This window comes from Methylophilus sp. 'Pure River' (assembly GCF_046765995.1).
Lineage (GTDB): Bacteria > Pseudomonadota > Gammaproteobacteria > Burkholderiales > Methylophilaceae > Methylophilus.
The window spans coordinates 47,664-70,114 of the sequence record NZ_JBKOUE010000009.1 but is presented as its reverse complement, the minus strand read 5'-3'; the positions used below and the strand labels follow the sequence as shown (position 1 = coordinate 70,114).

Here is a 22,451-nt window from a genome sequence, read left to right as displayed (position 1 = left end):
TCGGCAGGTTTTTTTTATTTTGGGTGACTTGGAACGCGGATCAGGAAACTAAAGACAATGAAACCGCTTCGGCGACTTTAATCCCATCCACTGCAGCAGACAAAATACCGCCTGCGTAACCAGCGCCTTCGCCACATGGAAACAAACCTTTGGTATTAATACTTTGCAATGTGTCGTCGTCTCGTTTGATACGGATAGGGCTAGACGTACGTGTTTCCACGCCCGTCAAAATGCCATCTTTCAGATCAAAGTTTGGAATCTGTTTAGCAAAGGCTGGGATTGCTTCGCGAATGGCTTCAATGGCGAAAGTGGGCAACGCAGACTCAAGGTTGGTGAGATGTACGCCAGGTGTGTAAGACGGCGTCACTTCACCAAATTCAGTGGATGGTTTATTCGCCAGGAAGTCACCAATCAATTGCCCGGGTGCGGAATAGTTGCTGCCGCCCAGCACAAACGCCTGACTTTCCAGTTGGCGCTGTAATTCAATGCCGGCCAATGGATGATCGGGATAATCCACTTCCGGGGTGATGCCGACCACAATGCCGGCATTCGCGTTGCGCTCGTTACGGCTGTATTGACTCATGCCGTTAGTCACGACGCGATTAGGTTCGGACGTGGCCGCGACGACGGTGCCGCCAGGGCACATGCAAAAACTGTACACGCTACGTCCATTTTTTGCGTGGTGTACCAGTTTGTAGTCTGCGGCGCCCAGTTTTTGCAGAATATCGTCGCTATAGCTTTTGCCGTAGCGCGCACGGTCAATCAGGCTTTGCGGATGTTCGATACGGAAACCAATTGAGAACGGTTTGGCTTCGATATAAATGCCTTTTTCATGCACCATTTCAAAGGTGTCACGGGCGCTGTGACCAACGGCTAGTACCAGGTGGTTGGTCGGCAGGTATTCACCGGTATGCACGGTGACGCCCTGTACCTGTTGGTCTTTGACATCGATATCGGTTACGCGCTGGCTAAAGCGGATCTCGCCGCCCAGGCTGATGATCGTGCTACGCATTTCCTCCACCATGCTTACCAGCTTGAAGGTGCCGATATGTGGATGGCTGATATAGAGAATTTCTTCCGGTGCGCCAGCTTTAACAAACTCCTGCAGCACTTTGCGGCCGTAATGTTTGCTGTCTTTAATCTGGCTATAGAGTTTGCCATCAGAGAATGTACCGGCGCCACCTTCACCAAACTGCACGTTGGATTCTGGGTTCAATTCGCGTTTGCGCCATAATCCCCAAGTGTCTTTGGTGCGTTGGCGGACTTCTTTGCCACGTTCCAGCACAATCGGTTTGAAGCCCGCCTGGGCGAGAATCAGCGCAGCAAAAATCCCGGCGGGACCAAAGCCAACCACTACCGGTCTAAGCGTGTTTTCTACAGCCTTTTCGGGCGCGGTCGTGACAAATTGATAAGTAGTATCCGGCGCGGGTTTGATATGCGGATCTTTTTTAAACTTGGCTAAAATTTTCGCCTCGTTTTTGACTTCGGCATCTATGTTATACACATACAAGATCGCATGCGATTTTCGCGCATCTACACCGCGTTTAAAAATCTCAAAACGGATTAATTCACTTTCAGGAATTTCCAGTCGTTTGAGGATCGCCGCTTTGATCTGGTCGTCCTGATGTTTGAGGGTTTCGGCTTGTACCAGCGGCAGTTTGATTTCGGTAATGCGTAACATAAAGGTCTCGTGGATAGTGGTTATCTATCAAAACTCTATTTTATTATAATCAGACTAGTCGTATCATAGATTTTATTCGGCTTCGATTTAATCTGCGCAAAAAAATGACGATATAAACATCGTATGTTTAATTACAAGCGACGAATACTTATCCCGTTAATCATTGCTGCTGCACTGTTGTGCATTTCAATGATATGGCTGTTTATTGCCATGTATCAGCTTGTCTATTATTCAGAACAAAAAGACCTGGTCGACCGCCAGCGCTATGACATCGTTGCGTTGGGCAAGGCGATCACTAATGCCGAAAGCGGCCAGCGTGGCTACTTGCTCACAGGCCATACCTTGTTTCTGGATACCTTGGAGCAGGGGCGTATCGAGACCAAGCAAGTCATGGCAAAGCTGGATAAGCAATCGTTGGATTTTACCGAGATACGGCCTGGGCTGGAAACAATCAAGCAACTGGTACACCAAAAATTTGACGTCATGGATCAGAGCATTCAGGTGCAATTACATGCTGGTGAATTTGCATCGCATTTGTCACTCAGTAAAGATAAAAGCCGTGAATTGATGAAGCTGATTGATGATCAGCTCGACGAGATTGACAGTAAGTTACAACGGCTCAGGGAAGGGTTTGAACAAGACATCCGCAAGCGTATGTTTGCCTCTGTGATTGGAGCTATTTTGCTGGGTGTGCTGATTATTGGCGTGTTGCTGTTTTCTTATCGCAGCACAACGGATTTGCTGGAGCAGGTGCTGGAAAACCAGGCCGTCGCCAAACAGGCCAGTCATCAGGCTGATCACGATTTATTAACTGGCTTGCCTAACCGTCGCAGTGTCGATGTGCATCTGGCCAATACCTATCAATTGGCCAGGCATACCTCCAAGCAGTTTGCGATTCTGTTTATGGACCTTGACGGCTTCAAGCTGGTAAATGATAAATATGGCCATGGCGTAGGTGATGCGTTGCTGATAGAAGTGGCTGATATGTTTAAAAAAGTGCTCAGGCAGTCGGATTTTCTGGCGCGCCAAGGCGGGGACGAGTTTGTGCTGGTGGTGGGCAGTTATTTATATCGCCACGAATTGACACAGTTGGCAGAGCGCCTGATTCGGTTGTTTGCGCAGCCGGTGGTGGTGCGCGGTATCCCGCTGGAGATTGGTGTCAGTATCGGCATTGCCGAATATCCGCACCATGGCAAGCATGTCAAACAACTGCTGCATGTGGCGGATAAAGCCATGTATGACTCGAAGAAAAACGGTAAAAACCGCTACAGTTTTGGGTCAGAATAAAGGCGCTTAGAGCGCGTCTTGCAACATTTTTTTCAGTGACTGCACGGTGACCGCTTTTTTAGCCGTCAGTGACCATTCATCTAATGCCTCCAGCACCGCCATCAAGGTTGGTAAGTCGCGGCGCAGATGGCGCAAGCAGTAAGCAATCACTTCGTCTGGCAGTTTCATGCCGCGATCACGGGCATGCGCACGCAGGGCATCAGCTTTTTCATCGTCACTGAGCGGATGTAATTGATAGACCAGTCCCCAGGCCAAACGCGTGGCCAGGTCGTCACGCAAACCCATTTGGGTGGGGGCATAATTGCCAGCGGTGACTAACACGCCGCCTTCGGCTTTAATCTGGTTGTAGGTATCAAACAACACGATTTGTGACTCTTCATCCAGCAGGTGCACGCCGTCTGCAATGTGCGCGCCCATGTCTTGCGCTGCGAGCAGTAAATGGCTTTTACCACTGCCGGATTCTCCCCACAGGTAAATAAAGCGGGTGGTGGCCTGGCCAGCCAGTACGGCATGCACACTGGCAAGCGCCTCCTGGTTTTGGCCAACGATATAGTTATCAAAACGCGGCGCAGCCGGTGGTTGAATATTGAGCAACAGTTGTTTCACAGCAGTCGTTTCAGGTGTCTGGAATCACTCGTCCAGGGTTTGAATAATTTGCGGTTGGCTGCTCAAATAAGCTTCGCTACGCAAATAACTTTGTTTGGTGTGGCGTACCCCCACAGCAATGGCGGCGCTGACAGGTAAGGCCAGCAATACGCCCGCAAAGCCAAATAATTGGCCGCCTGCCATCAAGGCCAGAATCACAATCACCGGATGCAGGCCGATACGGTCACCGACCAGAATCGGCGTGAGGATAAAGCTTTCTACCAATTGTCCGACGCCAAATACCAGTAACACCGGCACGACTTCTGGCAACGAGGCAAACTGCAATAAGGCCAGCACCACCGCCAGCACAAACGCCAGCGCAAACCCCAGGTAGGGTACAAAGCTGAGTAAACCGGCAATCATGCCGATCGAAAGTGCCATATCCAGGCCCGCTAACCATAAGCTGACACTGTAAAACACGCACAGTGACAGCATGACCGACAATTGGCCGCGTAAGAATTCGGCAACGACACGGTCGATTTCAACAGACATGCTTTTGGCCCTGCCAATCCAGTCGCGCGGAATCAATTCGCCGATCTCCGCCACCATGTCATCCCAGTCGCGTAAAAAGTAAAACAGTACCACTGGTAGCAAACAGATATTGGCGAAAATGCCAATCAGGCTCAGGCTTTTCTGGCCAGCGTTGAGCAGGAATGCGCCTATCATGCTGCCCGCAGTTTGCCAGTGTTCGGTGATGAGCTTTTGCACATCGGTATGATTGAAATCAAGATGGATACCAAAGCGTTGTAGCAGCCAGGGTTCCACTTGCTGGTGAAAGTGGTCGAGTAGCAGCGGCAATCGCTGTGCAATCAGCAGTGACTGCTGTTGCAGCAATGGGATGATAATGAGCAACAGGCCGGTGACGACCAGGATCACGCCCAGCATCACTAGCAGCGTTGCCAGGGTACGGCCAATTTGCCAGCCACGTATGCCGGTTTCACTCAGGCGGTCTACCAGCGGATCTAGCATGTAGGCAATCACCGCCGCAGCCAGAAACGGGGTCAGGATAGGTTCCAACAGGTAAAACAGGTAGATAAAAACCGCCGTCACAATCCACCAGCGGTGATCGCTGACAAACTGGGTGGCGACAGATTTCTGATGATCCTGGTCTGACATGGGCGTGTGTGACACATCCGCACAATCCGGCATAGGTCGAAGCGGCAAGATGCGTTAAAATAATGATTATTTTAAAATTATACTGAATTTCAACGCTGTATCGCGCTTTGTTGTAAACATCTGCGCTGCTTACAGTGGTTCACCTGATTAATCGCATTGAAAGAAACGAGAGCATCTTGACGACTTCTTCTGATAAAACATCACTCACTTACCGCGATGCCGGTGTCGACATGGAGGCCGGTGATGCCCTGGTCGAGCAAATCAAGCCGTTTGCCAAGCGCACCATGCGCCCGGAAGTGATGGGTGGTATTGGTGGTTTTGGATCACTGTTTGCCATGCCGAAAAAATTCAAGGAGCCAGTACTGGTCTCTGGCACCGATGGTGTAGGGACCAAGCTGAAACTGGCTTTCCAGCTGGATAAGCATGATACCGTGGGTATCGACCTGGTGGCCATGAGTGTGAACGATATTCTGGTGCAAGGCGCTGAGCCGCTGTTTTTCCTCGATTATTTTGCCTGTGGCAAACTGGAAGTTGGCACCGCTGCCGCCGTGATTAAAGGCATTGCCCAAGGCTGTGAAGAGTCTGGTTGTGCGCTGGTGGGCGGTGAAACGGCCGAAATGCCGGGCATGTATCCTGCCGGTGAATATGACCTGGCGGGCTTTGCTGTTGGTTGCGTGGACAAAGCCAATATCATTGATGGCTCTACTATCAAAGCCGGTGATGTGGTGTTGGGCCTGGCTTCCAGTGGTGCGCACTCCAATGGTTATTCACTGATCCGCAAGCTGATTGAAAAATCCGGTATTGATATGGAATCCGATTTTCATGGCCGCCGCTTTAAAGACGTGGTCATGGCACCGACCAAATTGTATGTGAAGTCTATCCTCAAGTTACTGGACACCCTGCCAGTGAAAGGCATGGCACATATCACGGGTGGTGGTATCACTGAAAATATTCCACGCGTGTTGCCTGAAGGCTTGACGGCAGAAGTGCAGAAATCCAGCTGGACCTTGCCACCGTTGTTCCAGTGGTTGCAGGCACAAGGCAACATTGAACCGATTGAAATGTACCGCACATTCAACTGCGGTATCGGCATGACAGTGATCGTGGCGGCTGAGCATGCAGAGCAGGCACAAGCTGTGCTGGCAGGTGCGGGCGAGACGGTGTACCGCATTGGCCAGATTCGTGCGCAACAGGCAGGTGAAGCGCCAACCGTGGTCGTGTAATGCGTGATGGTGTAATGCTGCGTTTCAGCCATCACCCGCGCTGCGTGGCCAGTCTGCTGGCCACGATGTTGCTGTTGGGGGCGCCTGTATTGTCAGCCGCGCCCAAGCAACTGACGCTCAAATATGATTTGCTGCAACAGGGCATCACCATTGGCACGGTCAAAGACCAGTTGAGTGTAACCGGCAACCGTTATCAAATCGCATCGCTGGCTGAGGGTAAAGGAATCTATAAGCTCATGGGTGAGCGCACACTCTCCAGTCAGGGCCAGGTGGTTGCCAATGCCTTGCGCCCAAATCGTTTTGAGTCTCGTCAGTCCAAGCACCCAGATAAAGCACTGATCAGTGATTTTGACTGGTCAAAGAAAGTGCTCAAAATGCAGATTAAAGATGAGCAAGCGACAGATAAGTTATCCAAGGGCACACAGGATTTATTAAGTGTGATGTATTGCTGGATGTGGCAACCGCCTAAGGACAAGCAGGTGAGTTTTGCCGTCGCCAACGGTAAAAAACTGGCACCGCATACGTTTGTGGTGACTGAGGAAACTACGCTATTGCAGACTGAAGCAGGGGCATTTAATGTGATTAAACTGACAGATGCGGATGGTGAGAAAACCCTGTATCTAGCCAAGGATAAGAATTACTTGCCAGTGAAGTTGGTGATTCAGGATGATGGTAAACGTATGGAACAGGTGATCACCAGTATCACCGGTCAGTAACCGGTTCTGCAGCGAGAGAAAGCGCGTGATGCAAGCATCAGGTCTGCGACACTGGATTCAACAGCATGTTTCATGGCCATTGGCACTGGCGCTCTGTTTTTCCTTATTACTGCATGTGTTTGCGTTTAGCGAAATGGATTGGCGCCACTGGTTTGCCGATGAAGCGTCAGCGCCCCCGGTATTGCAAGCGCGTTTATTGCCTCCGCCTAAGCCGCCTGCGGTCGCTGCATTGCCCAAACCAGCACAGGCAGCGCCAGCCAAGCCCAGGTCGGTGCAGCCAAAACCTGCCTCACCCGTGGCGCAGGCGCCAGCAGCTGAGGCAGCTGGCGTGAGTGCGGAAGAACAAGCCTCGCCTGCGCTCGATGAGCAGCCGGTCAGTGGTGAAGAAAACGAGCAAGCCAGGCTGGCAGAAATCAACGCCTGGCATGAAATGGACCAGCCCGAAGCGGTGCCGGATGATGCGCGGTTACCGCCTTACCAGCATGTGAAGACTGACTTTGTTGTGTTTGTGAATGGCGAAGAGCGGCCCGCGGGCAGTGCAGAAATTGAGTATGTACGCGATACACCGGAAACTTATCGTTTGCGCTGGCTGGTTGAAGGGCGTGGCCTGTTAAAATTGCTGTATCCTTCGCTGGAACAGCAAAGCACTGGCGAAGTGGGGCCAAGCGGCTTGAAGCCGCATTTGTATCGCTATGCTTTTGGTAGCCGTGCCAGTAAAACCTATGAAGCCACGTTTGACTGGGAAACCAATGTGATTACCCTGAAAACAGCCAAAGGCGAGCAGCAGCGGGATTTACGCGTGAATACGCAAGATATCCTCAGCTTTATGTACCAGTTTATGTTTGTGCCACCGTTGCAAGAGATGCATGTGACACTGACCAATGGTCGTCGCGTGGGTGAATATGAATATAGTTTTGAAGGTGAAGATAGTCTGGTGATTGCTGACCACGCTATTCAAACAGTGCACATCGTGCATACACGGGGTGACACTGACGAAAAAGTAGAGCTCTGGCTGGCCAGCGATTATCGCTATGTGCCGGTCAAAATCAAAAAACTGGAGAAAAACGGCATGGTGATTGAGCAAGTTGCCACGCGGTTGATCGCCGAGTAATGTAAGTATTTGAAAGATTCTGATGAACCAATCCCTGATGCGCCAGACGGCGATGTTGTTAAACGACATGCTGAAATTTGAAAGTCCGGCTGACGCCAAGCTGAGCGAGTTTTTTCGCCAACACCGTGAGCTGGGTACCAAAGACCGTGCCTGGGTGGCCGAGACTGCTTATGGCGTGTTACGCCGTTATCGTTACCTGCGCGAAGTTTCCGTCAGCGAGACAGACGAGCAGGAAGATACGCGTAAACTGATTATCGCCTGGTTGCTTAAGATTGAAGGCAAAAGCATCCGCGATCTGGATGAGTTGCTGGATGAGCGCCAAAAAGAATGGGCGGTGACGATTAAAAGCAAAAACAGCGAAGGCTTTGCACCTGCCGTGCTGGCCGATGTGCGCGACTGGTTCTGGAACAAGCTGGTTGAGCAATATGGCGAGGCTGAGGCCATGACCATTTGCCGTAGCATGTTTGAACAAGCCAGTCTTGATTTGCGCGTCAATACCATCAAGTCCAGCCGTGAAGAAGTGTTGTCACGCATGCTGGCAGAAAACACGGTCAAAGATAACGTCATCACGCCAACGCCATATTCCCCTGTTGGTATCCGCATGGGCGCCCGCTTGAATATCGGCAAACACATCCTGTTCACCGAAGGCAAAATTGAAGTGCAGGATGAAGGTAGCCAGTTATTGAGCTACCTGGTTGCGCCTAAGCGCGGCCAGATGGTGGCAGACTTGTGCGCGGGTGCCGGTGGTAAAACCCTGGCGATGGGCGCACTCATGAAAAACACCGGTCGTTTATATGCGTTTGATGTGTCTGAAAAACGCCTGAATAACCTAGGTCAACGCCTGAAGCGTAGCGGCTTGTCTAACCTGCAAGCGCAGTTGATTAATAACGAAAACGACTTAAAACTCAAACGTCTTAACGGCAAGTTCGACCGCGTTTTGGTCGATGCACCATGCAGCGGTTTAGGGACTTTGCGCCGTAATCCAGACCTGAAATGGCGTCAGGCGGAAGAGGATGTTGCCGAGTTAAATGTCAAGCAAACCAATATCCTCGCCCGTGCCGCCAAGCTGTGTAAAGCCGGTGGCCGTGTGGTCTATGCCACATGCAGTTTGTTACGTGACGAAAACGAAGCCATTGCCGAAGCCTTTTTACAAGCGCATCCTGAGTTTAAATTGGTGCCTGCCAATGAAGTGCTGGCACAACAGAATATCGTGCTGGACACAGGCGATTACCTGAAACTGCTGCCACATTTGCATGGCACGGACGGCTTCTTTGCTGCGGTATTTGAGAAAACCGCTTAAGATTAAGATAGAGGCAGCCTAGGCTGCCTTTTTTTCATTCAATTTAGCTCATTGGGTCATCTCGAAGGTTGTTACATACATGAAAAAGCTCGGGCTTAATGGACAAATCTTTTTCGCCGCCACGGCTGCCGTGGCACTCGGTGTCTTTGCCCATGGCAGGCAGGTTGAAGAAGCTTTATACGCAGCTAACCTGGTCGGTACCTTGTTTATCGATTTGCTCAAAATGGTGATGATCCCGCTGGTATTTTGCGCCATTGTCACTGGTATCGCTAATCTACGTAAACATAGCCAGATCGACGTGGTCTGGAAAACCACACTATTGTTTTTTGCCACGACTACCATCATCGCAGTCGTTATCGGCTTGGGTGCCAGCCATCTTTTCCAGCCAGGGGCAGGTTTGCACCTCAATATGTTTGCTGATGCCATGCAGCAGTTTGAGGCCAAGCAACTCAGCTTGCCGGAGTTCTTCACGCAATTTCTGCATGGCGTGTTTATGAACCCGTTTAAAGCGCTGGCTGAAGGTAATATTCTGGCCATTGTAGCGTTTGCCTTGTTATTAGGCATTGCGCTGGTCATGTCCGCCGAGCGCTATCCACACTTGCTAGCCGTGTTTGAAGAAGGCATGGCGGTGGCGATGCAGATGATCAACTGGATGATGCGCCTGGCGCCGTTCGGCATTGCCGCTTTACTGTTCAAACTGGTCGCCACGCAGGATGTGAGTCTGTTTGCCAGTTTGACCAAGTTTATGCTGGTGGTGACAGGGACGACCTTGCTGCATGGCCTGGTGGTGTTGCCGCTATTGTTATTTCTGCTCACGGGCAAACGTCCATGGTGGTTTTTGCGGCAGGCGCGTGAGTCCCTGCTCACGGCGTTTGCCACCAGTTCTAGTAATGCCACCATGCCGGTGACCATGCGTTGTGCGACAGAAAATATGCAGGTGAAACCTGAAATCGCGGGCTTTGTGGTGCCGCTGGGTGCCACCGTGAATATGGATGGGACCGCATTGTACGAAGCTGCGGCTGCCTTGTTTGTCGCGCAACTGGCTGGTATTGATTTGTCACTCGGGCAGCAACTGGTGGTGTGTTTTACCACCATGATCGCCGCCATGGGCGCACCTGGTATTCCGAGTGCGGGTATGGTCACCATGGTCATGGTATTGCAAAGCGTGGGTTTGCCCGCAGAAGCGATTGCCATTTTATTACCGATAGACCGTCTGCTGGATACTGTGCGCACTGCGGTGAATGTCGAAGGTGACATGATAGGCAGCCTGGTAGTGCAACACAGAATCGAAAAATTAGCACAATAAATTCCCATGACTGAATTAATCATCAAACCTGCCCAAGTGCAGGATGCCGATGCCATTTCGGCGCTAGTCAATCGCGCTTATCGCGGCGAAAGCAGCCGGGCAGGCTGGACCACAGAGGCTGATTTGCTGGATGGTAAACGCACCACGACCGGCGATGTACTGGCATTGTTAAATCGTCATGATGCCGTGATCCTGACTGGCTGGGTCGCCGAAACGCTGATGGTCACGCTTTGTGCAGAATGGCATGCGGACGAACAAGTCGCGCATCTGGGCATGATTGCCGTGGAGCCAACGGCACAGAATCGTGGCTATGGTAAAAAAATGATTCTGGCAGCTGAGCAGTTAGCGGTTACACGCTGGCGCGCGCGTGCCAGTCAAATGTCTGTCGTCAGTGTGAGGCAAACGTTGATTGCGTTTTACCAGCGGCTTGGGTACCAGGCAACGGGGGAATTGAAACCTTTTCCTTATCTGCCGGAGATGTGGCAGGCGAAGGTGGAGAATATGCAGTTGATGACGTTGCAAAAGGACTTGGTTATTTAACGCTACTTACATGCAGAGATTTGTGGGGTTGCTTGGTTAGATTGGGAAGGTCATTCTTTATTGAGAGCCGTAGGGTGAGCATGGATGCCCACGCTGTTGTGGTTGTTTGTTAGGTTGCTTTTCGCCTTTTCGGCGAGTTACTTTTCTTTGCTTGCCCAAAGAATAAGTAACCAAAAGAAAGTGCACCCCAGCTTCCGCTTTTTCCTTGCGCTACTCGGCTTGCCGGGCGTCCATCGAAACTCGCCCTGACAAGCCACAAAAAACGTGGCTTGTTGCGGAGCTCGGACAGCCGATGGCCGAAGACTCCCGTCAACCCTGCGTTGCTCGGCGCGGCAGATGGGGGCCCCGAAAACCAAGTGAGTGCCAACGGTAGTAGTTGTTATCAATAAAGCAAAAGAATTATGCTTTCCTTAAATCTTCACTAATGGTCGTTTGGCGAGATCAATCCCATTCCATCACGCTGAGTAGCGGAGACAAAATAAGAGTAGAGGGAGTGACTGTTTGAATCCCGCAGCAGCTCACGTTTTGTGTGAGCTGCCAGGTTGAGTTTCGTGACCGGCTTATGCTAAGTCCAGCAAAGCATCGGACGAAAGTCCTAAGCTGAGCAACGCAAGGGAGCCGTTAGGCCGTGATGGCTGGGTGCCCTCCTCTTTGGTCACTTTCTGAGGGGCAAGCATCAGAAAGTGACTCGCCGAGAGGCGAAAAAGAGTGTTTGCTTAATCGAGCACACATAACGCCCTTGACCATTCTCCCAAACCCACGTAAATTCGATAACCTTATGAACAAGCAATTCCTCCAATCTACTGTTGTGGTGATGAACCGAAAGGCATTGTGGCTAGTCGCCACATCATGCTGCGGTTGCTGCTTGTCGTAATTTTTATGCAACCGCGGGCTCTCCGCGGTTGATCTTGTAGTCCCTCTCCCGGTGAGCCCCATTGATTCAGGGCTCATATGAAAGACTCTTCCCATCCTTATTACGGTGCCATGCTGGTGCTATTGTCGTCCGTGGCTTTTTCGTCTAAAGCGATTATGGTCAAGCTGGCGTACGTTTATCACATTGATACTGAGACCTTGATCGCTTTGCGTATGGCGTTCGCCATTCCGTTTTTTGCCGGGCTGGGCTGGTGGACGATGCATCAGGGTGTGCCTATGGATATGACTGGTAAAGACTGGGTGACATTGCTTTTGCTGGCGGTGGTCGGTGGTTATGGTTCGATGTGGCTGAACTTTGAAGGTTTGCGCTATGTGTCGGCCGGGTTGGAGCGGGTGATTCTGTTTCTCTACCCAACGCTGGTGGTAGCCATGAGCGCGGTATTTCTCAAACACGCTATTACGCGTCGCGAGTGGTTTGCCATGGTGACCAGTTATGCCGGTGTGGTGCTGGTGGTCTGCCATGATGTGGAGCTGGCCGGGCTGGATTCTGCTGACACGCTCTATGGTGCATGGCTGGTATTGCTGAGTGCAATTGTGTATGCAGCTTATTTACTGGTGAGCGGGCAATTGATTCCTAAATTGGGTGCCAGCCGGTTTACTGCGATGACCATGAGTTTGGCCGCGCTTGCCAGTGCTGTGCATTTTGGCACCAGTGGTTCATTTGACCATGTGGTGGCGCTGCCAAATGCCGTGTATGTGCTGGCTTTTTTGATGGCGCTGATTGCAACAGTATTGCCGTCGGTATTGATGAATATGGGCATACACCAGCTCGGTAGCCGCAAGGCGGCATTGATCAGTGCGATCGGGCCGGTGGCGACGATTGTGCTGGCTTACCTGTTTCTGGGAGAGTCATTGTCCTGGATACAGGGGATAGGCACGGCGCTGGTACTGGTCGGGGTGATGGCGGTGAGTCTGGAAAAGCAGCCGCGCGCGCATGAAGCAGTCGAGACCGACGCTTAATCTGTTGATCGTGAGATGCGTTGCCAATCAAAGAATGGGCCGGGGTCGGTTTTTCGCCCCGGTGCAATCTCTGAGTGGCCGACAATATGCTGGATGGCATAGCGTTGCCGCAAGGCATGGATCAGCGCCTGTAAGGTGACGTATTGCGCATCTTCAAAGGCTTCTATGTCACTGCCTTCCAATTCAATGCCGACTGAGAAGTCATTGCAGCGTTCGCGGCCCTGCCATTGGGAGAGTCCGGCATGCCAGGCGCGCTGGCTGCAAGGGACGAATTGTAATAACTCACCTGTGCGGCGAATCAAAAAATGTGATGATACCTTGAGGTGCGCAATCTCGGCATAATAGGGGTGTTCTTGTGGGTCTAGCTGGTTGGTAAACAGCTGCATAATGCCCTGGCCACCATACTGGTTGGGCGGCAGGCTGATATTGTGGATCACAATCATATCCACTTCGGCCGGTGGCGGTCGCTCATCCTGGTTGGGCGACAATAGCCATTGGGCTGGGCTGGCAAGGCCAGCAGTATCAATGTGGATAGCAGGGGCAGGAGTTTGCGACATACGAACATTGTAGGTGAATTTGGACGAATTGCGTTATGATTCCGCCCGCGTGTACACGTTTGTCATGCACATGCGGACCAGGCGGTGGCCGCATGCGAGATTGATTGCCGCCAGACAGGAACAGTCATGGTTTTTTTACAATTATTGCTAATGTTGCTGCTGATTTTGGTGGCAGCTGAGGTCTTCACCAATGCCCTGGAACATTTAGGCGAAAAGCTCGGTATTTCCGAAGGCGTCACCGGCTCTATTTTTGCTGCAGTGGGCACGGCCTTGCCGGAAACGCTGGTGCCATTACTGGCCATTTTCTCCTATACCTCATCGACCGGCGACAGCCATGCTGGACATGATATTGGTGTCGGTGCCATTTTAGGCGCACCGCTGATGCTGGCGACACTGTCTATCAGCTTGATGGCACTCTCAGTACTGAAGCGCCGTGGTGCGCATGGCCATATCCGTCCCGAGCGTACCGGCCTGATCCGCGACCTCAACTTCTTTATCCTGGCCTTTATTTTCGCCACCATCGCCATGTTTATCCCGCACACCGAGGCATTGGTGCGTTACGGTATCAGCATCCTGATGATTTTGACCTATTTTGTGTATGTGCTGATGACGATTAAAGCTTCCAAAGGCCTGGTGGAAGAAGGCCATGCGACCGAAGCTGAAGATGTCATGATGTTATCCAGACTCGGTTTGCCGACCAATATGGTGACAATCGTGCTGCAATTACTGATTGGTCTGGGGCTGTTGATTGCAGGTGCCAAAGGCTTTATTAACGAGGTGGAAACCGCGGCGGCGATTTTAGGCGTGTCTGCTTTGCTGCTGTCTTTACTGATTATCCCGATTGCGACTGAGCTGCCGGAAAAAGTGAACAGCATTTTGTGGATACGCAAAGGTAAAGATACTCTGGCGTTTGGCAATATCACAGGCGCCATGGTGTTTCAGGGCACACTGTTACCAGCCATTGGTATTATGCTGACTGACTGGGCCCCAAGGCAGGAAGTCGCTTTAGGCATATTGATTACCTTGCTGGCAGCCATTTGGGTACGTTACCGCATCGCCAAAGGCGGCTTACTGGTGTGGCATTTGCTGGTGAATGGCCTGTTTTACCTGGCGTATCTGGCGATTGTGTTGAGCTAGACCATAGGTGTTAAAAAGGGCGACTTGTAGTCGCCCTTTTTTATTGTCTGTCTTATTCGTCGTCACCTTCGGTGTCATCCAGATCAGTATCTTGTTCTTTGGATAAACCCAGTTTGGACAAGCGATAGCGCAGGGTACGGAAGCTGATGCCTAATAATTTAGCCGCCGCTGTTTTGTTGTTATTGGTTTTTTCCAGCGCCTGCAAAATGGTGCGTTTTTCAATATCTTCCAGATAGTCAGACAGGCTGATATCCATAGGCAGCATGGTGCCGCCGGGCGTTGCCTGGGCCGTTGGCTGGCTCTCGCGTGGTGGTGTGGCAGCGAGAATGGCTGGGATTGGTTGGCTGGGTTCTTCCAGACTGGGGGCATTCCATGGCAGCACTGGCTTGTCGCTCAGGCTGGCCGGAATCTCTTCCAGTGACAGGTCTTCTACCGTGATGCTGAGCCCGTCACATAATGCCAGTGCACGTTCCAGCATGTTTTCAAGTTCACGGACGTTGCCATGAAACGGGCGCTGTTGAATATACACCTTGGCTTCGTCTGCGATGCCAGGCACATTAATGCCTTGGGTCAGGCATAATTTGCCAAGCAAGCGTTCGGTCAGTTCTGGAATGTCTTCCGGCCGCTCGCGCAAGGCGGGCATTTTGAGCTGAATGACGTTCAGGCGGTAATACAAGTCCTGGCGGAATTCGCCTTTTTCCATCATGGCATTGAGGTTTTTGTGCGTGGCGGAGATGATGCGTACATCTACCGCTTCTTCACTGGTACTGCCGACCACGCGTACTTTTTTCTCCTGGATCGCACGCAACAGTTTTACCTGCATGGCCAGTGGTAAATCTGCGACTTCGTCGAGAAACAGCGTGCCGCCATTAGCCGCCTGGAACAGGCCTAGCGTATCCTGGATAGCACCGGTAAACGAACCTTTTTTATAGCCAAAGAATTCGCTTTCCATCAGGTTTTCCGGGATCGCTCCGCAGTTCACGGCGATAAACGACTGGTCTTTGCGCGAGCTGTTGAGGTGAATCAGCCGGGCGGCCAGTTCTTTACCGCTACCGGATTCACCGCTGATATAAACGGGTGCCTGGCTGCGTGCCAGTTTGGCGATCATGGTGCGCACGTAACCCATGGCTGGCGATGCGCCAATCAGGTCTACCGTGTTAGCGCCTTGAGATTCTTTTTGAGACGACAGCTTGAGCGCAGACTCTACCAGTGGCCGTAACTGCTTGAGGGAAATTGGTTTGGTGATGTAGTCATAGGCCCCAGCTTTTAAGGCGGAGACAGCATTTTCTGCACTGCCGTATGCGGTAATCACCGCGACTGGCAGGCCGGGAAACTGCGCATTGATATATTGCACCAGTTCTAGCCCCAAGCCATCAGGCAGGCGCATGTCGGTCAGGCAGAGGTCGTAGCTAAAAGAATTCAGCATGTGTTTTGCGTCGGTGACCGAGCTGGCACTTTCTGCCTGTATGCCCATGCGTTCCAGGGTCAGTACGACCAGTTCCCGGATATCGGTCTCATCATCGACCACCAGGCAGCGATAAGAATTTGCCATTTAAACGATTGCCTTTTTAACTGTCAGTGAAAATTGCGTGCCATTGGCACTGCTGATGTAATTGAGTTTCGCACCATTGGCTTCGGCTAGCTCACGGGCGATAAATAAACCCAGGCCGGTGCCGGTTTTTTCCGTGGTCATGAATGGCTCGAACAAATGTGGCTGAATTTTCGGATCAATGCCGCTACCATCATCTTTGATGGTGATATGAATAAACTGGCCGCTTTTGTCGCCCAACACTTTCAGTTGCAGACTCTTGGCGTGCTGCTGGCTATGCCGCCAGCCGTTCTTACATAAGTTCCATAAAATCTGGTTGATATGCCTGCGGTCGAAAACGATAGTACTCTCTTTAGCAGGCAGATCTAGCGTAAAGTGAGCCAGGTCTATCTTTTCTACAGCACCAAACTGCTGGTAGAACTCTTGCACAAAATGGTTGATATTGAGTTGTTCCTGATTGGTGCGGTCACGGCGGTTGAGCTCTAGCACATCCTTGATAATCTGATCCAGTCGCTGCACGTTATCAGAAATAATCTGCAGCATGCGCTGTGTGCCGGGCTGCTGGGTGTCTTCCTGCATGAGTTGCGTTGCATGGCTGATCGCGCTGAGTGGGTTGCGGATTTCATGTGCGATATTGGCCGTCAGTCTGCCCAATGCGGCCAGCTTGACCTGATGCGCCTGGGTCTGGATTTGTGACCAGTCCTCAATAAAAATCACCACGCCGTTATCAATATTCTCAGAAATAGCATGAAAGCGGATGCCCAAATCGCGGTTGTTGATACTCAGTTTGACGGCATCGGCGGCAGTCAGTTTGCTGGCGGGCGAAGACTGTAGCAGTTGTCTCACCGTCGGCATGAGTTGTGCCAGCGGTGTGTGTAGTTGCACGGCTGCCTGCATCATGTCTTCTTCCAGCCCCAACAGGTTGCAGGCCTGCTGGTTATAGTGCTTGAGCTGTTGGTGCTGATCTATGACCAGCACACCGTTAGGCATTTCCTGCGTAATCAGTGCATTGGTTTTGGCCAGATACTCAATATCCTGACCGCGTTGTGTTGCCAGGGTTTCACTCGTTTGCATGCGTGCGGTCAGCGTTTGCGCCAACCAGGCTGTCGCGAAGCAGCTCAATGACAACAAGACGGCATTGCTATAGTCATTGAGCGGCAGGTTGCGGTGAATCACCTGGAAAGTGTTTTCCAGCAAAATGCCTATGGTGGCAATGGCGGCATAAAACAAGGCGAAGCGTCCGTCACTGATCAGCCCGGCAAAAATAATATTAATAATCAGTAGCAGTCCGATGCCGCTTTGGTTGCCAGGTAAAAAGTGCATCATGCCGACGATAAACACAATATCCAGGCTGGTTTGGACTTTTAATGCCAGGCCACGTTTGCATTGTAGTGACTCGAAGCTAACACTGACGGCGATGGCATACAAAAAGAATATCAGCAGCAGCCAGAACGAGAATGAAGGATCGGTGGGGGCGTTCCTGAAATAGGGCCAGAGCTGGCTGCCAAACAGCATGCCTGAAGCTCCAAGGCGGAACAGGCTGTAAAGCCGCAGGTGTTGGCTGTCTGGTGTTCTGTCTGTGGTCGGTGTGAGGGTGTCTGCAGGCATCAGGCTGGCTCCGCAAAGGCGTGGCTGATGGCGTGGAAACGCCATGGATGCAATGAGTCAAGCAGGGGCATTGTTATTTTCGTCGTCATTAAGGAGTGTGCGTACTTTCGCTGCTATCGGCCTTATTCTAACAGTAAATAAATTTAAAACTGATATACTCGCAAGCGACAGGGAGATAAAACGGTGCATATTTCTGTGATGACATCTCATAATTCACAACAATATCGCGAAAAAAGCACGTGCGTCAGTGGCAAACACTGGTGATCTCGGGGAAGAGGATTTGTAGTGGCGAGTGCGCAAGAAATATCGGATTTTTTACGTCAGGTTGAAAAGCGGGCGTTCAGGCAAACTGCTTATGCAGTGCGTGATGACCATGCTGCGCTGGATATTGTGCAAGATGCCATGCTGAAACTGGCCGATAAATATGCCAGTAAACCTGTTGAAGAATACCCTATGTTGTTCCAGCGTATCCTGCAAAATACCATGCGGGATTACTGGCGTCGGCAGAAGGTGCGCAACCTGTGGACCACGCTGTTTTCGTCTTTTGGCCAGTCTGAGGACGAAGATTACGACCCGCTGGAAACCATAGAAGTAGAAAGTGCAGACAGCAACCCCGCCGATCAACTGGAGCGGTCGCAAATCATGGCCCTGATCGAAAAGGCATTGGCAAAATTACCTTTACGTCAACGAGAAGCATTCGTGCTGCGTTATTGGGAAGAGTTGGATGTTGCTGAAACGGCATCGGTCATGGGTTGTTCAGAAGGAAGTGTCAAAACGCATTGCTCGAGAGCGGTCAGTGCGTTATCTACATTGTTAGAGCAAGCCGGGATCGGAACCCGCAAGTTACAAAAGAAGGAGTAAGCCATGAGGAAACAACGTCATCCTGAAGACGACTTGCCTACCCCTCTGCGCGAAGGTGTTGAGTGGCTGAAGCAAGATGATCGCCCGTTACCGGCTGAGGTAGAGGCGCGCCTGGCTGAGGCGCGGCAGGCGGCATTGCAGCAGTTTGTCAAATCAAGCCAGTCTGGGCATGCCTGGGCCGATGCGCTTTCCTGGGCATCTTTTGGCCACCCGCGCGTGGCTGGTATGGCCGCCTTATCTGTATTTTTTGCGGTTGGCCTATTCGTCCTTTCAGCCAGCCATAACGATGATGCCATGTTGCTGAGCGATGATTTGCCGGTCGAGGCCTTTGTTGATAGCGGATTTGATGCTTGGCAATATTCAGAAAATATTTAAGTGGCCAGGCTGGATAAAAGCAAATGCTGGGCGTGATGAAGAGAATAATGTGTCAATGGAACAATGAGAAATGATGCGAAATCATTCTGTGTTATTAGGGTTGGTGGTGTGGTTGATGTGTGCGCCAGTCAATGTGAACGCGGCTGATGCTGAGTCCGGTCAGCGCTGGCTCGCCATGGCAGATATTGGTGCGATCAAAAATGATTTATCCCCTGCTGATCCTGCGGCCAATGTGACTTGGTCGCACCTGACTGACCAGCAGCGCGCTGTGTTATCGCCGCTGGGTGGCGAGTGGGATACCTTACGCCCGTGGCAGCGTGAGAAGATGCTGGATATTGCCAAAGAGTACCCCAAAATGGATGCGCAAAAACAACAGCGTATTCAGCATCAACTGGTGAAATGGAGTCGCATGACGCCGTATGAGCGCGAAAATGCGCGCAAGCGTTATCAGCAGTTCCAGAGCTTAAGCCCTGAGAAAAAAGAAGTGTTGCGCAAGCAGTGGAAAGAGCACAAACAAAAAGCGGCGATCACTGAGGGCTATGATCCTGAGTTTGATGGCGCTGAACATTAGTTTGATTGTTTTAGTGATAAGAATCAGCAAATAAAAAACCCGCGAATATCGCGGGTTTTTTATTTGAATCTGTGCAGTGATTAGTTGGCTTCGTCGCCCAGTGTTTTGCTCATTGAGAGACCTGTCAGCACAATGCCACCGTCGTTTTGTGAGCTCAGGGTGCTGTAGTTGTGTTCCATCCACTTTTTAATGCGTCTGGCGTCGCCGATACGGGTCAGTTTGCCAACGGAGTCCAGCAATACCAGGATTAATGGTTCGCCTGCGATCGTGGCTTGCATCACCAGGCAGCGGCCAGCTTCACTGATGTAGCCGGTTTTGGAGAGGCCGATTTCCCAACTGCTGTTAGTGCTCTCACGCACCAATGCATTGGTGTTGTGGAAGTGTATCGGTTGACGTCTGCTGCCCACATTCAAGTCGTAGTCGGAAGTGGTCGTGATTTGACGAATCAGCGGATATTGGTAAGCCGCGTGTACCATTTTGGCCAGGTCCATGGCCGTGGATACATTGTTGCTGGTCAGGCCGGTAGAGTCTTCAAAGTGCGTATTCATCATGCCCAGGCTGGCTGCTTTGGCATTCATGTCCTGAATAAAACGTGCTTTGCCGCCCGGGTAATTGGTGGCTAATGCAGAAGCGGCGCGGTTTTCTGAGGCGATCAAGGCCAGGTTCAGCATGTCTTCGCGTGTCATGGTAGTGCCCACTGGCAGGCGTGAAGAGGTCCCTTTCAGGTAATCCACATCCATATCGGTAATGGAGACCTGGTCATTCAGGTTTAATTTTGCATCCAGCACGACCATGGCAGTCATCAGCTTGGTGACTGAGGCGATCGGAGTCGGCGTATCCAGGTTTTTGGAGTAGATGATTTCGTGCGTGTTCTGGTTCATCACCAAGGCTTTGGTGGAGGCGATGGATAGATTGCCATTGCTACCAGACTTACCCTGAAATGAATCAAACATTTCTGCATCAATCGCAGGCCTGGCTGATTTTCTGGCATGCGCATGGAGTTTAACCGGGCGCATGGATTTGGTTTTTTCTGGATTGACACGATATTGTGAAGATCGCGTGCTGTATTTTTTACTTTTGGCCGCGGAAACGGTCTGTTTTTTAGAAGGTGACTTTGCTATGGCTTGACCCGCAGGTGCGAAAGCGATGGAACACATTAGCAACACTTTAAGACAATGCTTGTAAAAACTCATAATCAACCTTCCGAAAACCCGATTCATTATTGCTTAGTTATTATTCAGAGTCAATCACTTATCGCAATTTTTTAGTGTAAAAAATTAAACAGTTTTTTTGGCCGGTCTGAATAAGTTTTGGTGCGTTTCGCAGACTGTGGCACAATAATTATCCACTAAACTTTTGATTTTTAAATCATATGTCAGCAGGCTTGAAATACTTCTTTTCTAAAGACCACACCTGGGCGGCCCAGTCCGAAGATGGGGCGTGGTTGGTTGGGATTACCGATTATGCGCAGAATATGCTGGGTGATGTGGTGTTTGTGGATCCGCCCAAAGTGGGCCAATCCGTGCAGCAATTCAGTGTCTGCGGCTTGATTGAATCCGTTAAAACAGGTTCAGATATTTATGCGCCGCTGACAGGAGTGGTTCAAGCGGTCAATGAAGAGGCGCTCTCTTCGCCGGAAAAGATCAACGACCATCCGTACACCACCTGGATATTCAAGCTGGCGCCCGATGCGAGCGGTGTGGCGTCTTTGCTGGATCAGGCTGCTTACGACGCGCAGCTCTAAGGCTGTGTGCTGGTAGTGCGGCCCTTATTTCACTTTTCTGATTTTGAGTGTCGGCTCGGCGTAGAGCAAATCTGCCAGGTGTAAGGTCACCATTTTGTTGGATGGTGTCTGGCTGTTAAATGTCAGCATGGTGTGATGGATGTTGAGGTCGCGGCTGGCGAATCCCAGAAAAAACAGCATGCTCAGCATAAAGGGTAGTTTGAGTGAGAGTTGTTGCATGTCGTGCTCCTTTAAAGTCTTTTCAATTCAAATACATCAGCCGTGCTTTTGATGATTTGTAACGCGAATCAGGTATAATTTGCACTTGGTGAAATTTTTCCAGCAAGTTGCCCTTCAGGTTGTGTTAACAAATGCCTATCTACGATTTTCAATGTACAGCGTGTGGTTACCAGCAAGAGCTGATGCGCAAGGTGTCCGCGCCCTCTGTGGAGGCGTGCCCCAAGTGCGCGCAAGAGACCTTTAGCAAGCAGGTATCTGCCCCTAATTTTCAGTTGAGCGGTAGTGGCTGGTATGCCACTGACTTCAAAAACGGTCAGTCTGCCTCCAGCGCTAAACCTGCCGAGTCTGCCAGCACAGAGAGTGCTGCCAAGTGCAACCCAGGCTGTGCCTGCCATTAAAAAAACAAGACGCATGAAAAAATATTTCATTACAGGTTTGCTGGTGCTGGTCCCATTATTTATTACGGTGTGGGTGCTTAAAACTTTAGTGCAAACGCTGGACCAAAGCCTGCTGTTGCTGCCGGTTGCCTGGCGCCCGGAAGCTTTGCTTGGTGTCGATATTCCTGGCTTTGGCGTCATATTGACCGTGGCGATTGTGCTGGCGACTGGCCTGGTGGCGACCAATATTTTCGGCCAGCAGTTGATTGAGTTGTGGGAAGGGTTGTTGATCCGCGTGCCGGTGGTGAAATCCATTTACTCCAGCGTCAAGCAAGTGTCTGACACCCTGTTTTCTGATTCCGGCAATGCTTTCCGTCAGGCGCTGTTGATTGAGTATCCGCGCCAGGGTTCATGGACGATCGCCTTTTTAACAGGCACGCCCGGTGGTGATGTCGCTAATCACTTGCAGGGCGAATATGTCAGCGTTTATGTACCGACCACGCCTAACCCGACTTCTGGGTTCTTTCTCATGCTGCCCAAGTCCGATGTCGTGGAACTCGATATGAGTGTGGATCAGGCCTTGAAATACATCATCAGCATGGGTACAGTGGCGCCCTTGCCTAAACATCATTAAC

Annotated in this window: 23 protein-coding genes; 15 read left to right on the top strand and 8 right to left on the bottom strand. The window is 51.1% G+C overall.

All coding sequences use genetic code 11. From position 1 onward, the window contains the following. Positions 1-40: 40 nt before the first annotated feature. Entirely contained in the window at positions 41-1,681 is a 1,641-nt protein-coding gene (locus tag ACIDE9_RS11660) for an NAD(P)/FAD-dependent oxidoreductase (protein ID WP_411994943.1), read from the bottom strand. Positions 1,682-1,870: 189 nt separating this feature from the next. Between ACIDE9_RS11660 and ACIDE9_RS11655 the strand changes: the two genes are divergently transcribed. After that, entirely contained in the window at positions 1,871-2,968 is a 1,098-nt protein-coding gene (locus ACIDE9_RS11655; protein WP_411994942.1) for a diguanylate cyclase domain-containing protein, read from the top strand. 6 nt (positions 2,969-2,974) lie between these two features. On the opposite strand, the gene ACIDE9_RS11650 is transcribed toward ACIDE9_RS11655, so the two are convergent. Continuing rightward, positions 2,975-3,574 (bottom strand): HdaA/DnaA family protein, encoded by a 600-nt coding sequence (locus ACIDE9_RS11650; protein ID WP_411994941.1) that lies wholly within the window; start codon positions 3,572-3,574, stop codon positions 2,975-2,977. Between the two features lie 24 nt (positions 3,575-3,598). Then, entirely contained in the window at positions 3,599-4,729 is a 1,131-nt protein-coding gene (locus ACIDE9_RS11645) for an AI-2E family transporter (protein ID WP_411995004.1), read from the bottom strand. 176 nt (positions 4,730-4,905) lie between these two features. Here ACIDE9_RS11645 and purM point away from each other — a divergent pair, with 176 nt between their 5' ends. From purM to ACIDE9_RS11610, 7 genes are all read left to right on the top strand, one after another. Further along, positions 4,906-5,952, top strand: coding sequence for a phosphoribosylformylglycinamidine cyclo-ligase (purM, locus tag ACIDE9_RS11640; RefSeq protein ID WP_411994940.1), 1,047 nt, complete (start codon positions 4,906-4,908; stop codon positions 5,950-5,952). Continuing rightward, entirely contained in the window at positions 5,952-6,668 is a 717-nt protein-coding gene (locus ACIDE9_RS11635) for a DUF3108 domain-containing protein (protein ID WP_411994939.1), read from the top strand. Before purM ends, ACIDE9_RS11635 begins: the two co-directional genes overlap by 1 nt. A gap of 28 nt (positions 6,669-6,696) precedes the next feature. Continuing rightward, a complete protein-coding gene (locus ACIDE9_RS11630; RefSeq protein WP_411995003.1) occupies positions 6,697-7,779 on the top strand; it encodes a DUF3108 domain-containing protein in 1,083 nt (360 codons plus the stop codon). A gap of 22 nt (positions 7,780-7,801) precedes the next feature. Beyond that, positions 7,802-9,079: an RsmB/NOP family class I SAM-dependent RNA methyltransferase gene (locus tag ACIDE9_RS11625; RefSeq protein ID WP_411994938.1), complete on the top strand. Its 1,278-nt coding sequence runs from the start codon at positions 7,802-7,804 to the stop codon at positions 9,077-9,079. A gap of 79 nt (positions 9,080-9,158) precedes the next feature. Further along, complete coding sequence (locus tag ACIDE9_RS11620; protein WP_411994937.1) at positions 9,159-10,385, top strand: dicarboxylate/amino acid:cation symporter; 1,227 nt, start codon at positions 9,159-9,161, stop codon at positions 10,383-10,385. Positions 10,386-10,391: 6 nt separating this feature from the next. Next, positions 10,392-10,925, top strand: coding sequence for a GNAT family N-acetyltransferase (locus ACIDE9_RS11615; protein WP_411994936.1), 534 nt, complete (start codon positions 10,392-10,394; stop codon positions 10,923-10,925). 951 nt (positions 10,926-11,876) lie between these two features. Continuing rightward, positions 11,877-12,818, top strand: coding sequence for a DMT family transporter (locus ACIDE9_RS11610; RefSeq protein WP_411994935.1), 942 nt, complete (start codon positions 11,877-11,879; stop codon positions 12,816-12,818). Here ACIDE9_RS11610 and ampD read toward each other — a convergent pair. After that, positions 12,815-13,375: a 1,6-anhydro-N-acetylmuramyl-L-alanine amidase AmpD gene (gene ampD / locus ACIDE9_RS11605; protein ID WP_194754979.1), complete on the bottom strand. Its 561-nt coding sequence runs from the start codon at positions 13,373-13,375 to the stop codon at positions 12,815-12,817. The two genes, ACIDE9_RS11610 and ampD, sit on opposite strands and share 4 nt — an antisense overlap. A 126-nt stretch (positions 13,376-13,501) precedes the next feature. On the opposite strand from ampD, the gene ACIDE9_RS11600 reads away from it, so the two are divergent. Then, positions 13,502-14,512 (top strand): sodium:calcium antiporter, encoded by a 1,011-nt coding sequence (locus tag ACIDE9_RS11600; protein ID WP_411994934.1) that lies wholly within the window; start codon positions 13,502-13,504, stop codon positions 14,510-14,512. A 52-nt stretch (positions 14,513-14,564) separates the two neighbouring features. On the opposite strand, the gene ACIDE9_RS11595 is transcribed toward ACIDE9_RS11600, so the two are convergent. Continuing rightward, positions 14,565-16,064, bottom strand: coding sequence for a sigma-54-dependent transcriptional regulator (locus ACIDE9_RS11595; RefSeq protein WP_194754977.1), 1,500 nt, complete (start codon positions 16,062-16,064; stop codon positions 14,565-14,567). Further along, positions 16,065-17,669: a two-component system sensor histidine kinase NtrB gene (locus ACIDE9_RS11590; RefSeq protein WP_411994933.1), complete on the bottom strand. Its 1,605-nt coding sequence runs from the start codon at positions 17,667-17,669 to the stop codon at positions 16,065-16,067. A gap of 285 nt (positions 17,670-17,954) precedes the next feature. On the opposite strand from ACIDE9_RS11590, the gene ACIDE9_RS11585 reads away from it, so the two are divergent. The 3 genes from ACIDE9_RS11585 to ACIDE9_RS11575 all read left to right on the top strand — a co-directional run bounded on the left by ACIDE9_RS11585 (position 17,955) and on the right by ACIDE9_RS11575 (position 19,476). Beyond that, positions 17,955-18,530: an RNA polymerase sigma factor gene (locus ACIDE9_RS11585; protein WP_411994932.1), complete on the top strand. Its 576-nt coding sequence runs from the start codon at positions 17,955-17,957 to the stop codon at positions 18,528-18,530. Positions 18,531-18,533: 3 nt separating this feature from the next. After that, a complete protein-coding gene (locus tag ACIDE9_RS11580) occupies positions 18,534-18,905 on the top strand; it encodes a DUF3619 family protein (protein WP_411994931.1) in 372 nt (123 codons plus the stop codon). 73 nt (positions 18,906-18,978) lie between these two features. Continuing rightward, positions 18,979-19,476 (top strand): DUF3106 domain-containing protein, encoded by a 498-nt coding sequence (locus ACIDE9_RS11575; protein ID WP_194755095.1) that lies wholly within the window; start codon positions 18,979-18,981, stop codon positions 19,474-19,476. Between the two features lie 80 nt (positions 19,477-19,556). Here the strand turns inward: ACIDE9_RS11575 and pbpG are convergent, their stop codons facing one another. After that, complete coding sequence (pbpG, locus tag ACIDE9_RS11570; protein WP_194754973.1) at positions 19,557-20,633, bottom strand: D-alanyl-D-alanine endopeptidase; 1,077 nt, start codon at positions 20,631-20,633, stop codon at positions 19,557-19,559. 215 nt (positions 20,634-20,848) lie between these two features. On the opposite strand from pbpG, the gene ACIDE9_RS11565 reads away from it, so the two are divergent. Next, positions 20,849-21,220 carry a glycine cleavage system protein H gene (locus tag ACIDE9_RS11565; RefSeq protein WP_411994930.1) on the top strand — a complete coding sequence of 124 codons (372 nt, stop codon included), beginning with the start codon at positions 20,849-20,851 and terminating at the stop codon, positions 21,218-21,220. Positions 21,221-21,244: 24 nt separating this feature from the next. Here ACIDE9_RS11565 and ACIDE9_RS11560 read toward each other — a convergent pair whose 3' ends face one another. After that, on the bottom strand, positions 21,245-21,439 hold the full coding sequence (locus ACIDE9_RS11560; RefSeq protein WP_411994929.1) for a hypothetical protein: 195 nt from the start codon (positions 21,437-21,439) through the stop codon (positions 21,245-21,247). Positions 21,440-21,570: 131 nt separating this feature from the next. On the opposite strand from ACIDE9_RS11560, the gene ACIDE9_RS11555 reads away from it, so the two are divergent. Beyond that, complete coding sequence (locus ACIDE9_RS11555) at positions 21,571-21,837, top strand: FmdB family zinc ribbon protein (protein WP_411994928.1); 267 nt, start codon at positions 21,571-21,573, stop codon at positions 21,835-21,837. Between the two features lie 13 nt (positions 21,838-21,850). Then, the gene (locus ACIDE9_RS11550) at positions 21,851-22,450 is read left to right on the top strand and encodes a DUF502 domain-containing protein (protein ID WP_194741250.1); all 600 of its coding nucleotides are present in this window, start codon (positions 21,851-21,853) and stop codon (positions 22,448-22,450) included. Position 22,451 lies beyond the last annotated feature (1 nt).